The following is a 12949-nucleotide window of genomic DNA, read 5'->3' as shown; positions in this document are numbered from 1 at the left end:
CCTTCGACGGAGCGGGCGGAGGTCGTGCCCTCCAGCCTAGAGGGCGCGGGATGCGCCGGTCGGCCACGTGACGCGTGCATTTCTCACGGCGGGCCACAGGTGCGCCCAAGCGGGCGCCACGTAGAATCGACGGGTTCCAATGAGAAGGAGAGCCATGCGGATCACGGGACTCGGCCACGCCGGCATGTTCATCGAGACCACCGGGGGAAACGTCCTCTGCGACCCCTGGGTGAAGCCGGCGTTCTTCGGATCCTGGTTCCCCTTCCCGGACAACCGTGGCCTCGACTGGGAGCGCTTCGGCCGTGAGGCCGACTTCCTCTACGTCTCGCACCGTCACCGTGACCACTTCGATCCATGGCTGCTGGAGACCTATGTCCGCAAGGACATCGAGGTGCTGCTCCCTGACTACCCGACGGACGATCTGGAACAGGATCTGCGCAAGCTCGGGTACCACAACATCACCTACACGCAGGCGGGCGAGGTGCTCGAGCGCGGTCCGCTGAAGATCATGGTGACGCCGCTGCGCGCGCCGAGCGACGGCCCCATCGGCGACTCATCGCTGTCGCTGGACGACGGCACCGCGTCGGTGCTGAACCAGAACGACTCGCACCCGCTGGACCTGGAGGCACTGCTCTCCTTCGGCAAGCCGGACGCCTACTTCACGCAGTTCTCCGGCGCCATCTGGTGGCCGATGGTCTACGACCTTCCGCTGGACGCCAAGCAGAACTTCGCCCACCTCAAGCGGGAAGCGCAGCACAAGCGCGCGATGTTCTACATCGAGAAGGTCGACGCGCCACACGTGTTCCCGATGGCCGGGCCGCCGATGTTCCTGCGCGACGACGTGTTCGATTCGAATGGACTCGGCCGAAATGACTCGGTCGGGATCTTCACCGATCAGGTGGAGTTCATCGCCCGGATGAAGGAAGAAGCGCCGAAGTACGACGGTCACGTCTTCATCCCCGGCACAGTCGTCACGATCGTGGACGGTGAGGTCTCCGTCGAGCAGACGTTCTACACCCAGGACGAGATCGACCGCATGTTCGCCGACAAGTGGGGCTACCTGGAGGAGCAGCGCGCGTCGCGCCAGCAGGAGATCCGCGACGAGGAGGCCTCGCGTGCGGCCGTCCTCGAGCCCGCGGTGATGCTCGAGAAGCTCAAGGAGTGGTGGGAGCCGCTGCTTCGTCGCGCCCGGATCATGCGAAACGGCGTGGGCGGACCGGTCCGCTACACGATCGGCGAACTGGACATGGTCGTGGACTTCCCGAAGGCGAAACTGCGCGAGTATGCGGGGGAGGAGTGCAACTTCTGGTTCCGCATCCCCGCCGATCTCGTCTCCACGAACATCGCCGACGGTGAGATCGACTGGTCCAACTCGATCTTCCTGTCGATGCAGTTCCAGACGGCGCGTATCGGCAAGTTCAACGAGTTCATCTACACCTTCATGAAGTGCCTCTCGCGCGATCGCATCGAGTACACGGAGAACTGGTACGCCGAGCAGTCCGACCAGACCGAGGACGCGCAGATCGGCGACTGGGTGGTGCAGCGCCGCTGCCCGCATCTGCGCGCCGATCTCACCAAGACCGGCAAGATCGATGAGGACGGTGTGCTCACCTGCTCCCTGCACGACTGGAAGTGGGACCTCAACACCGGGAAGTGCATCACCTCGTTCGGTCACCCGATCCGTGCGTCGAAGGCGGGGGACGACCTCACCCTGGCGGCGACGGCACCCGCCGACCTCAGCGAGGCCTGACACCCGCGGCCACCGGTTCGGCGACGCCGGGCACCGGCGGTAGACTCGTCTCAGTCGAAAGCAACCTTTAACCCCGTCCCGTGAGGCGGAGAAGGGAGCGGCCATGGGCACTCGAACTGTGCTCCACGAAGCCGACATCACGCGGGCACTGACCCGTATCTCGCACGAGGTGATCGAGTCGCATCGCGGCGTCGATGGCATCGTCCTTCTGGGAATCCCCACGCGCGGCGTCACGCTGGCGAAGCGGATGTCCGTGATCATGAGCGACATCGCCGGCGTCCCCGTGCCGGTCGGATCGCTCGATGTCACGCTGTTCCGCGATGACCTCGCCCGCCAGCCCACGCGCTCGCCCGGCCCCACGGAGATCCCCTCCGGTGGCATCGACGGCCGCACGGTGGTGCTCGTCGACGACGTGCTGTTCTCGGGGCGCTCCATTCGCGCCGCCCTCGATGCACTGCAGTCGATCGGGCGTCCCTCCGCGGTGCGACTGGCGATCCTGGTGGATCGCGGGCACCGTGAGCTGCCGATCCGTCCGGACTTCGTGGGCAAGAACCTGCCCAGCGCCCGCGAGGAGCGCGTGCACGTCCGGCTCGCGGAGATCGATGGCGTGGACGAGGTGACGATCGAGTCATGAGGCACCTTCTCGACACGCAGTCCCTCTCCCGCGAAGACGCCCTCCGCATCCTGGACGTGGCCGAGGACATGTCCGACACGCAGTCGCGCGAGATCAAGAAGCTTCCGACGCTGCGCGGGAAGACGGTGGTGAACCTCTTCTTCGAGGACTCCACGCGCACCCGCATCTCGTTCGAGGCGGCGGCCAAACGGCTGAGCGCCGACGTCATCAACTTCGCCGCAAAGGGGTCGTCGGTCTCCAAGGGCGAGAGCCTGCAGGACACCGCTCAGACCCTGCAGGCCATCGGTGCGGACGCCGTCGTGGTCCGCCACGGTGCCTCGGGCGCGCCCCGCACGCTCGCCACCAGTGGATGGATCTCCGCCGGCGTGGTCAACGCGGGTGACGGCACCCACGAGCACCCGACGCAGGCGCTGCTGGACGCGTTCACCATCCGCAAGCGCACGTTCGGCGCCGACAGCCGGGGGAGGGATCTCGCCGGAATCCGCGTCACCGTCGTCGGCGACGTCCTGCACTCCCGTGTCGCCCGATCCAATGTCTGGTTGTTGCACACGCTCGGCGCGGAGGTGACCCTGGTCGGCCCGCCCACCCTGCTCCCGCAGAACGTGTCGATGTGGCCGGTGACCGTGGAGTACGACCTGGACCGGGCGATCGCCGCCGCGCCCGACGCGCTGATGATGCTGCGCATCCAGTCCGAGCGCATGCATGCCGCATATTTCCCCAACGAGCGCGAGTACTCCCGACGCTGGGGACTGGATCCGGAACGTCTGGCCCAGCTTCCCGGGGCTACGATGGTGATGCACCCCGGCCCCATGAATCGCGGCCTGGAGATCTCCGCCGCGGCGGCCGATTCACCCCGATCGACCGTCCTCGAGCAGGTCGCGAACGGCGTCGCCGTGCGCATGGCCGTGCTCTACCTGCTGCTCGCTGGAGAACGCCCCGGCGACGAACGAGAGGACCTTTCATGAACGACGGCCTGCTCATCGTCGGAGCCTCCCTGGAGGGCGGAGACCGCACGGACATCCTGGTTGCGGACGGACGCATCGCCGAGGTCGGCACGGGACTCAGCTCTGCCGGTGCCCGGCGCATCGACGGCGACGGTCTGGTCGCACTTCCTGGTCTCGTCGACCTGCACACCCACCTCCGCGAGCCCGGCTACGAAGCGTCCGAGACGATCCTCACCGGTACCCGCGCCGCCGCGGCCGGTGGCTTCACGGCGGTCTTCGCAATGCCGAACACCTCGCCGGTAGCCGATACTGCCGGTGTGGTCGAGCAGGAGCTCGCCCTGGGCGAGGCCGCCGGATACGCCACGGTGCAGCCGATCGGCGCCGTCACGGTGGGCCAGAAGGGTGAACGGCTCGCCGAGCTCGGCGCGATGGCCGAGTCCCGCGCCCAGGTCCGCGTCTTCAGCGACGACGGCTTCTGCGTGTTCGATCCGCTCATCATGCGTCGTGCTCTCGAGTACGTGAAGGCGTTCGACGGTGTGATCGCGCAGCACGCGCAGGATCCGCGCCTCACGGAGGGCGCCCAGATGAACGAGGGCGTCGTCTCCGCCGAGCTCGGTCTCGCCGGCTGGCCCGCGGTGGCGGAGGAGTCCATCATCGCTCGGGACGTGCTGCTGGCCGAGCACGTGGGCTCGCGCCTGCACGTCTGCCACCTGTCCACGGCGGGTTCCGTGGACATCATCCGCTGGGCGAAGAAGCGGGGCATCAACGTCACCGCCGAGGTCACGCCGCACCACCTCCTCCTCACCGACGACCTGGTGCGCGGCTACGACGCTCGGTACAAGGTGAACCCGCCGCTGCGCCGGGAGGAGGACGTCCTCGCGGTGCGCGAGGGTCTGGCCGACGGCACGATCGACATCGTCGCCACCGACCACGCTCCGCACCCCGCCGAGAACAAGTCCTGTGAATGGGCGGCCGCGGCCAACGGCATGGTGGGTCTGGAGAGCGCGCTGCGTGTCGTCCACCTCGCCATGGTGGAGACCGGCCTGCTCGGCTGGGACGACGTCGCGCGCGTGATGAGCCGTACGCCCGCCCGCATCGGACGCCTCACCGGGCACGGCACCCCGCTCGTTGCGGGGGAGCCGGCGGAACTGGTGCTGTACGATCCGAGCGCCGGCGGCACCTTCACCACCGAGGATCTGCGCGGTCGCGGCGTCAACTCGCCCTACCTGGGACGTGAGCTGCCGGGAAGCGTGCGGTGGACCATCCACCAGGGCGCAGCCACGGTGGCCGACGGTGTGCTGCGGGAGGTCGGAGCATGAGCCGCGAAGGCGCCCTCCTGGTCATGATCGCCGTGGCCGTGCTGCTCATCGGCCTGATGCTCTGGGGCTGGCGACGACGAACGCGGCGAGACGCCGCCCTCGTCGCCCCGGTCACAGCGATCGCGGGTACCGAGCGGTATCAGGCATCGGGACTGTATGTCGCGACCACGGCACACGACGACGCCCTGAACCGTCTCGCGATCAAGCACCTGGCCTACCGCGCTCGCGCCACGGTCACGGTGCTCGACGAAGGTGTGCGACTCGCACTCACGGGTGAGCCCACCGTCTCCATCCCGCGCAGCGCGCTGGTGTCCGTCGGGACTGCCACGGTCACGATCGACAAGGTCGTGGAGCGCGACGGACTGGTGCGCCTGGTCTGGCTCATCGCCCCCGGTCAGCCGGTGGACTCCTACGTCCGCCTGCAGCAGACCTCTCCCCAAGAACTCATCGCCGCGATCGACTCCCTGATCCCGGCTCCCGCATCGACTGGAACAGAAGCATGACCCTGCTCTCCCTCGACCCGGCCGTCCTCGTTCTCGAAGACGGCACCCGCCACGCCGGCAACGCCTACGGCGCGCGCGGCACGACCCTCGGCGAAGTGGTCTTCACCACCGGCATGACCGGATATCAGGAGACGATCACCGACCCCTCCTACGCGGGACAGATCGTCCTGCAGACCGCCCCGCACATCGGCAACACCGGAATGAACGGCGAGGACGACGAGTCCCGCCGCATCTGGGTGTCGGGGTACGTGGTGCGAGACGCCTCCCGCGTGGTGTCGAACTGGCGTGCCACCGGCTCGCTGGACGACTCGCTCGAACGCGACGGCATCGTCGGCATCTCCGGCATCGACACGCGCGCCGTGACGCGCCACATCCGCTCCGCGGGTTCCATGCGCGGTGGCATCTTCTCCGGAGAGGCAGCCGCTCTCGACCCGCAGGAGCAGCTGCGCATCGTCCGCGAGGCCCCCGAGATGGCGGGGCAGAACCTCTCCGCCGAGGTCTCGGTGACCGCGCCGACTGTCGTCCCCGCCACGGGGGAGCGCCTCGGGAGCCTGGCCGTGCTCGACCTCGGTGTCAAGCAGGCCACGCTCGACAACCTCGCCGCGCGCGGCTTCGACGTCCACGTCCTGCCGCAGGCGAGCACGTTCGCCGACATCCAGGCGATCGACCCGGTCGCGGTGTTCTACTCGAACGGTCCCGGTGACCCTTCCGCTTCGGACGCCCAGGTGGCCGTGCTGCGCGAGGTTCTGGACGCGCGCCTGCCCTACTTCGGGATCTGCTTCGGCAACCAGCTGTTCGGCCGCGCGCTCGGCCTCGGCACGTACAAGCTCACCTTCGGCCACCGCGGCATCAACCAGCCGGTGCTCGACAAGGCCACCGGCCGCGTCGAGATCACCGCGCACAACCACGGCTTCGCGGTCGACGCCCCCGTCGAGGGGACGTTTGAGAGCCCCAACGGGTACGGACAGGTCGAGGTGAGCCACGTCGGGCTTAACGACCAGGTCGTCGAAGGCCTGCGCGCCATCGACATCCCCGCCTTCTCGGTGCAGTACCACCCCGAGGCCGCAGCCGGCCCCCACGACGCCAACTACCTGTTCGACCGCTTCCGCGACCTGGTCATCGCGCACCTGACGAAGAAGGACTCCGAGTAATGCCGAAGCGCGAAGACATCAATTCCGTCCTGGTCATCGGATCGGGACCCATCGTCATCGGCCAGGCGGCCGAGTTCGACTACTCCGGGACGCAGGCGTGCCGTGTGCTGCGCGAGGAGGGCGTGCGCGTCATCCTCGTCAACTCCAACCCGGCCACGATCATGACGGACCCCGATTTCGCCGACGCGACCTACATCGAGCCGATCACCCCCGAGGTCATCGAGTCGATCATCGCCAAGGAGAAGCCGGACGCCATCCTGCCGACGCTCGGCGGTCAGACCGCGCTGAACGCCGCGATGACCCTGGACCGTCTCGGGATCCTGGAGAAGTACGGCGTGGAGCTAATCGGCGCCAAGGTCGAGGCGATCCAGAAGGGCGAGGACCGCCAGGTCTTCAAGGAGCTGGTGATCGAGGCTGGTGCCGACGTCGCCGCTTCGGTGATCTGCCACTCGATGGACGATCTGCTGGCTGGCGCCGAGAAGCTCGGATACCCCCTGGTGGTGCGCCCCTCCTTCACGATGGGTGGTCTGGGCTCCGGATTCGCCTACAACGAGGAGGACCTGCGCCTGATCGGCGGTGCGGGCCTGCACGACTCGCCCACCAACGAGGTGCTGCTGGAGGAGTCCATCCTCGGCTGGAAGGAGTACGAGCTCGAGCTCATGCGCGACACCGCGGACAACACCGTGGTGATCTGCTCCATCGAGAACGTCGACCCGGTCGGTGTGCACACCGGCGACTCGATCACGGTGGCCCCGGCGCTCACGCTGACCGACCGCGAGTACCAGAAGATGCGCGACATCGGCATCGACATCATCCGCGCCGTGGGCGTCGACACGGGCGGGTGCAACATCCAGTTCGCCGTCGACCCTGACAACGGCCGCATCATCGTCATCGAGATGAACCCCCGCGTGTCGCGTTCGTCCGCGCTGGCATCGAAGGCCACCGGCTTTCCGATCGCGAAGATCGCCGCCAAGCTCGCCATCGGCTACCGCCTGGATGAGATCCCCAACGACATCACGCAGGTCACGCCGGCGTCGTTCGAGCCCACCCTCGACTACGTCGTGGTCAAGGCCCCGCGCTTCGCGTTCGAGAAGTTCCCCGCGGCCGATGCCACCCTGTCCACGACCATGAAGTCGGTGGGCGAGGCGATGGCCATCGGACGCAACTTCACCACCGCACTGCAGAAGTCGCTGCGCTCGCTCGAGAAGCGCGGATCGGCGTTCCACTGGGGTGACGAGGATCGCTCCGTCGAGGAGCTGCTGGAGATCTCGAAGATCCCCACCGATGGTCGTATCGTCACGCTGCAGCAGGCGCTGCGCAAGGGCGCGACGCCGGAGCAGGCCTTCGAGGCTACGAAGATCGACCCGTGGTTCCTGGACCAGATCGTCCTCATCAACGAGGTGGCCGAGCACGTGGCCGGCGTCGCCGAGCTGGATGAGGCCTCGCTGCGCCTCGCGAAAGATCACGGGTTCTCCGACGTGCAGATTGCACAACTGCGCGGCCTCACCGAGGCCGAGGTGCGTGAGCTCCGTCACTCCCTGGGTCTGCGCCCGGTCTACAAGACCGTCGACACCTGCGCCGGCGAGTTCCCCGCGCTCACGCCGTACCACTACTCGTCGTACGACACCGAGACCGAGGTCGCCGCCTCCGACCGCACCAAGGTCGTCATCATCGGCTCCGGACCGAACCGCATCGGTCAGGGGATCGAGTTCGACTACTCCTGCGTGCACGCCTCGTTCGCGCTGGCCGATGCCGGGTACGAGACCATCATGGTCAACTGCAACCCGGAGACGGTCTCCACCGACTACGACACCTCCGACCGGCTGTACTTCGAGCCGCTGACGCTGGAGGACGTGCTGGAGATCCTCGACGCCGAGTCCCAGTCGGGCACCATCCTCGGTGTGGTCTGCCAGCTCGGCGGCCAGACCCCGCTGGGTCTCGCGAAGGGTATCGAGGCGGCGGGCTACACCATCCTCGGCACCAGCCCCGCCGCCATCGACGCGGCGGAGGAGCGCGGTCTGTTCTCCGAGATCCTCGACGCGGCCGAGCTCGTGGCGCCGCGCCACGGCACCGCCATCGATGCCCCCGGCGCCGTGAAGATCGCGGAGGAGATCGGATACCCGGTGCTGGTGCGCCCGAGCTTCGTGCTGGGCGGCCGTGGCATGGAGATCGTCTACGACACCCCGAGCCTGCGCGACTACTTCGTCCGCAACGAGGGGCAGGTCGTGATCGGCGAGGGCTACCCACTGCTGGTGGACCGCTTCCTCGACGACGCCATCGAGCTCGACGTCGACGCGCTGTACGACGGCGAGGAGCTCTTCATCGGCGGTGTCATGGAGCACTTGGAGGAGGCCGGCATCCACTCCGGCGACTCGTCCTGCACGCTGCCTCCGATGTCGCTCGGCCGCTCGGACATCGACCGCGTCCGCGAGGCGACGCTGGGCATCGCCCAGGGAGTCGGCGTGCGCGGACTGCTGAACGTCCAGTTCGCGATCTCCGCCGACGTGCTCTACGTGATCGAGGCCAACCCGCGCGCCAGCCGCACGGTTCCGTTCGTGTCCAAGGCGCTGGGCATCCCGCTGGCCAAGGCCGCCGCCCGGATCATGGCCGGGTCCTCGATCGCCGACCTCAAGGCGGAGGGCCTACTGCCGGAGACCGACGGCTCCCGCGTTCCGCTGGACGCCCCGGTCTCGGTCAAGGAAGCCGTGCTGCCCTTCAAGCGGTTCCGCACCAAGGACGGCCACACCGTGGACTCCGTGCTCGGCCCGGAGATGCGCTCCACCGGTGAGGTGATGGGCATCGACCGCGACTTCCCGACCGCATTCGCGAAGAGCCAGGACGCTGCCTACGGCGGTATCCCGCGCACCGGAACCGTGTTCATCTCGGTTGCCGACTCGGACAAGCGTGCCGTGCTGCTTCCTGCGCACCGCCTCCAGCAGCTGGGCTACCGCCTGGTGGCGACGGAGGGCACCGCAGAGGTGCTCGCTCGCAACGGCATCGCGGTGGAGGTCGTGACGAAGTTCAGCGAGACGCAGGACGGCGGAGACAAGCGCGGCGAGCGCAACATCGTCGACCTGATCAACGCCGGTGAGATCGACATCGTCGTGAACACGCCGTCGGGGATCTCCGCCCGTGCCGACGGCTACGAGATCCGCGCTGCAGCGGTGGCGGCCGACAAGGCGCTGTTCACCACGATGGCCGTCCTCGGCGCCGCCGTCACCGCGCTGGACGCCATGGGTAAGCCCTTCGAAGTGCGCAGCCTGCAGGAGTACGCGAGCGACCGGGCGGCCCGGTGACCACGACGCAATCCTTCGGTTCCCGCGTCCGCGATGCCATCGCGACGCGGGGACCGCTGTGCGTGGGAATCGACCCGCATGACGCCCTCCTCGAACAGTGGGGACTGCCCGTCTCCGCCGCCGGGGTGCGGGAGTTCTCGCTCCGGGTGATCGAGGCGAGCGCGGGCGAGGTCGGCATCGTGAAGCCGCAGGTGTCGTTCTTCGAACGGTACGGGGCCGCCGGTTTCACCGTTCTGGAGGACGTGATCCGCCAGGCGCGCGCGGCCGGCCTGCTGGTCATCGCCGACGCGAAGCGCGGCGACATCGGCTCGACCACCGAGGGCTACGCGCAGGCGTGGCTCGCTCCGGGGGCGCCGCTGGAGAGCGACGCACTGACGGTGAGTCCCTATCTCGGCGTGGGCGCGCTGGAGCCCGCGTTCGCCGCCGCCGCGCAGTACGGCAAGGGGCTCTTCGTGCTGGCCGCCACCAGCAACCCGGAGGCGATCGCGCTGCAGAGCGCCTTCGACGCCGACGCCCGCACGGTGACCGAGCAGGTCATCGGCGAGGTATCCGAGCGCAACAGACGGACCACAGAGCCTGGGGGGTGGGGGAGCTTCGGCTTCGTCATCGGGGCGACGGTGGATCTGGCCGCGCGCGGCGTACCCGCGCATCTGGACCCGCCCGCGCCGATCCTGGCGCCCGGGTTCGGTGCGCAGGGTGCGCAGCTGCGCGACTTGGGGGACATCTTCGGCGCCCTGGCGCCGACTGTCATCGCGAGCGAAAGCCGCGGCATCCTGCGTGCCGGACCTGCCGGCCTGATCCCCGCGATCCGCACGCGCAACGAAGAACTGGAGATCGGTCGTGGCTGAAGGCCAGCGTCCCCCCGAGGTGGATCGAATCGCGGCATCGCAGAAGGCGGTGGCCGCACGTCGCGCGCGTGCGTCGCTGAAACGCGACCTGAGCACACGCGTCGTCTCGCCGCAGGAGGTGCTGCGTCGCGCCCTCGCGGATCCGGCCACGCCCTCCGGAACCATGCGTGTCACCGAGTTCCTGACGGCGATCCCGGCGATCGGCGTGGGAAAGCGCGACCGCATCCTCGACGAGCTCGGTATCTCGCCCGTCAAGCGCCTCGGCGGGCTGGGTGCTCGTCAGCAGCGCGAGCTGCAGGCGTGGCTGGACTGGCGGGTGCCGCAGGGGCGTGCCCGCCACGGGCGCAGCCGCCTGCTCGTCCTGGCCGGGCCCACGGCCGTGGGCAAGGGGACGGTGGCCGCAAAGATCCGGGAGGAGCACCCGGAGATCATGCTCTCCGTTTCGGCGACCACCCGCGCGCCGCGTCCGGGTGAGCAGGATGGTGTGCACTACTTCTTCGTCGACGACGCCGAGTTCGACCGGATGATCGAGGCGGGCGAACTGCTGGAGTGGGCAACGGTCCATAACAAGCACCGCTACGGTACTCCGCGTGGTCCCATCGAGAAGGCGCTGGCCGAGGGGCGCAGCGTGCTGCTCGAGATCGATCTGCAGGGGGCGCGCCAGGTGCGCGAGAACGACCCCAGCGCAACCCTGGTGTTCCTGCTGCCGCCGTCCTGGGACGAGCTGGTGAGCCGCCTGGTCGGTCGCGGCACCGAAGACGCCGAGGAACGCGCCCGGCGGCTGCGCACCGCGAAGACCGAGCTGGCCTTCCAGAACGAGTTCGACTTCCGTGTCGTCAACGAGGATGTCGCCACGGCGGCGCGCGAGGTCGTAGACTTGTACGAGGCACCGGCGCGCTGATATTTTCGCGCGCCCACCAACGCATTACGCATCCGTCGCCGCATCCAGGAGGTTTGCCATGGCCGGACACAACGGCGGGATCATCGATCCCCCCATCGACAACCTGCTCAACAAGGTCGACTCGAAGTACCAGCTCGTGATCTACGCGTCCAAGCGCGCGCGTCAGATCAACGACTACTACTCGGACCTGCAGGAGGGCAACCTCTTCGACAACGTCGGCCCCCTGGTCGACTCGTCGGTGGAGGACAAGCCGCTCACCATCGCCCTGCACGAGATCAACGAGGACAAGCTGCGCCTGCGCGCCGCTGAGTAAGTCCGCGTATTGCCCGCCGTCCCGGAATGTCCGTGACGGCGGGCATACTCGTTTTCCGACCCTTCCCGCCCCGACCGCTCGGAGTCACGATGACCGACCTTCGCCTGTTCACCTCGGAATCCGTCACGGAGGGCCACCCCGACAAGATCTGCGACCAGATCTCGGACGCCATTCTCGACGACCTGCTCCGACAGGACCCGGGAGCCAAGGTGGCTGTGGAGACGATGGTCACCACCGGTCTGGTGCACGTCGCCGGCGAGGTGCGCACCGACTCCTATTCGGACATCACCGGTATCGTGCGCGAGGTCATCACCGACATCGGCTACCGCTCCAGCGACACCGGCTTCGACGGAGACTCCTGCGGTGTGTCGATCTCCGTCGGCGAGCAGTCCAGCGACATCCACGCGGGCGTGTCCACGGCTCTGGAAGCGCGTGAGGGCTCGGGCGACCTGCGTGATGAGCAGGGCGCCGGCGACCAGGGCATCATGTTCGGCTTCGCCACGAACGAGACGGCGCAGCTCATGCCGGCGGCATCGTGGATCTCGCACCGGATGGCGGAGCGGCTGGCCGCGGTTCGTCACGAGGGCGAGCTCATCCCGTGGCTGCGCCCCGACGGGAAGACGCAGGTCACGCTCGGCTACGACGGCTTCACGCCGAAGACCGTGGAGGCGGTGGTGCTGTCCACGCAGCACGGACCCGAGATCTCCCAGGAGGCCCTGCGCGACCTCGTCAAGCAGCACGTGATCGACCCGGTGCTGGCGGAGTCCGGACTCGACATCTCCGACTACCAGCTGTACTTCAACCCGGCGGGACCGTTCGTCATCGGCGGCCCCAAGGGCGACGCCGGCCTGACCGGACGCAAGATCATCGTCGACACGTACGGCGGGGCCTCCCGTCACGGTGGCGGGGCGTTCAGCGGGAAGGACCCGTCGAAGGTCGACCGGTCGGCCGCCTATGCGATGCGGTGGGTGGCCAAGAACGCGGTGGCGGCCGGACTCGCGGAGCGCCTCGAGGTGCAGGTGGCATACGCGATCGGCAAGGCCGCTCCGGTGGGCCTGTACGTCGAGACGTTCGGCACGGGCGCCGTGGCCGATGAGGTCATCACGCGCGCCATCTCGCAGACGTTCGACCTGCGCCCTGCCGCCATCATCGAAGAGCTCGACCTGCTGCGTCCGATCTACCGCCGGACGGCCGCATACGGCCATTTCGGTCGCGAGCTGCCCGACTTCACCTGGGAGCGCACCGATCGGGTCGACGACCTGCGCCGCGCCGCCGGCCTCTGAGCGCAGC

The 12949-nt window shown here is 68.3% G+C and carries 11 protein-coding genes; all 11 read left to right on the top strand.

Features of this window, described 5'->3' with window-relative positions; all coding sequences use genetic code 11:
• Positions 1-154 precede the first annotated feature (154 nt).
• The gene (locus LQ566_RS03485; protein ID WP_231090204.1) at positions 155-1750 is read left to right on the top strand and encodes a Rieske 2Fe-2S domain-containing protein; all 1596 of its coding nucleotides are present in this window, start codon (positions 155-157) and stop codon (positions 1748-1750) included.
• A 103-nt stretch (positions 1751-1853) separates the two neighbouring features.
• Entirely contained in the window at positions 1854-2384 is a 531-nt protein-coding gene (gene pyrR / locus LQ566_RS03480; RefSeq protein WP_231090203.1) for a bifunctional pyr operon transcriptional regulator/uracil phosphoribosyltransferase PyrR, read from the top strand.
• A complete protein-coding gene (locus tag LQ566_RS03475) occupies positions 2381-3349 on the top strand; it encodes an aspartate carbamoyltransferase catalytic subunit (protein ID WP_231090202.1) in 969 nt (322 codons plus the stop codon). The genes pyrR and LQ566_RS03475 overlap by 4 nt, the downstream gene beginning before the upstream one ends.
• Complete coding sequence (locus tag LQ566_RS03470; RefSeq protein WP_231090201.1) at positions 3346-4647, top strand: dihydroorotase; 1302 nt, start codon at positions 3346-3348, stop codon at positions 4645-4647. Before LQ566_RS03475 ends, LQ566_RS03470 begins: the two co-directional genes overlap by 4 nt.
• Positions 4644-5150, top strand: a complete 507-nt coding sequence (locus tag LQ566_RS03465; RefSeq protein ID WP_231090200.1) for a PH-like domain-containing protein — start codon at positions 4644-4646, stop codon at positions 5148-5150. Before LQ566_RS03470 ends, LQ566_RS03465 begins: the two co-directional genes overlap by 4 nt.
• On the top strand, positions 5147-6301 hold the full coding sequence (gene carA, locus LQ566_RS03460; RefSeq protein WP_231090199.1) for a glutamine-hydrolyzing carbamoyl-phosphate synthase small subunit: 1155 nt from the start codon (positions 5147-5149) through the stop codon (positions 6299-6301). The genes LQ566_RS03465 and carA overlap by 4 nt, the downstream gene beginning before the upstream one ends.
• Positions 6301-9597, top strand: coding sequence for a carbamoyl-phosphate synthase large subunit (gene carB / locus LQ566_RS03455; protein ID WP_231090198.1), 3297 nt, complete (start codon positions 6301-6303; stop codon positions 9595-9597). The genes carA and carB overlap by 1 nt, the downstream gene beginning before the upstream one ends.
• The gene (pyrF, locus tag LQ566_RS03450; protein ID WP_231090197.1) at positions 9594-10445 is read left to right on the top strand and encodes an orotidine-5'-phosphate decarboxylase; all 852 of its coding nucleotides are present in this window, start codon (positions 9594-9596) and stop codon (positions 10443-10445) included. The genes carB and pyrF overlap by 4 nt, the downstream gene beginning before the upstream one ends.
• The gene (gene gmk / locus LQ566_RS03445; protein ID WP_231090196.1) at positions 10438-11346 is read left to right on the top strand and encodes a guanylate kinase; all 909 of its coding nucleotides are present in this window, start codon (positions 10438-10440) and stop codon (positions 11344-11346) included. The genes pyrF and gmk overlap by 8 nt, the downstream gene beginning before the upstream one ends.
• 58 nt (positions 11347-11404) lie before the next feature.
• Positions 11405-11659, top strand: a complete 255-nt coding sequence (gene rpoZ / locus LQ566_RS03440) for a DNA-directed RNA polymerase subunit omega (protein ID WP_231090195.1) — start codon at positions 11405-11407, stop codon at positions 11657-11659.
• Positions 11660-11748: 89 nt separating this feature from the next.
• The gene (gene metK, locus LQ566_RS03435; protein ID WP_231090194.1) at positions 11749-12942 is read left to right on the top strand and encodes a methionine adenosyltransferase; all 1194 of its coding nucleotides are present in this window, start codon (positions 11749-11751) and stop codon (positions 12940-12942) included.
• Positions 12943-12949 lie beyond the last annotated feature (7 nt).

Source organism: Microbacterium nymphoidis, assembly GCF_021044885.1.
In the GTDB taxonomy this organism is placed as follows: Bacteria; Actinomycetota; Actinomycetes; order Actinomycetales; family Microbacteriaceae; genus Microbacterium; species Microbacterium nymphoidis.
The sequence above is the reverse complement of the archived record's forward strand: the minus strand, read 5'-3'. Positions and strand labels throughout refer to the sequence as shown.

Coding starts and splice junctions, on each gene's coding strand:
- LQ566_RS03465 (WP_231090200.1), top strand. CDS start 4,644: ATGAGCCGCGAAGGCGCCCTCCTGGTCATGATCGCCGTGGCCGTGCTG.
- carB (WP_231090198.1), top strand. CDS start 6,301: ATGCCGAAGCGCGAAGACATCAATTCCGTCCTGGTCATCGGATCGGGA.
- LQ566_RS03485 (WP_231090204.1), top strand. CDS start 155: ATGCGGATCACGGGACTCGGCCACGCCGGCATGTTCATCGAGACCACC.
- metK (WP_231090194.1), top strand. CDS start 11,749: ATGACCGACCTTCGCCTGTTCACCTCGGAATCCGTCACGGAGGGCCAC.
- carA (WP_231090199.1), top strand. CDS start 5,147: ATGACCCTGCTCTCCCTCGACCCGGCCGTCCTCGTTCTCGAAGACGGC.
- LQ566_RS03470 (WP_231090201.1), top strand. CDS start 3,346: ATGAACGACGGCCTGCTCATCGTCGGAGCCTCCCTGGAGGGCGGAGAC.
- rpoZ (WP_231090195.1), top strand. CDS start 11,405: ATGGCCGGACACAACGGCGGGATCATCGATCCCCCCATCGACAACCTG.
- LQ566_RS03475 (WP_231090202.1), top strand. CDS start 2,381: ATGAGGCACCTTCTCGACACGCAGTCCCTCTCCCGCGAAGACGCCCTC.
- pyrR (WP_231090203.1), top strand. CDS start 1,854: ATGGGCACTCGAACTGTGCTCCACGAAGCCGACATCACGCGGGCACTG.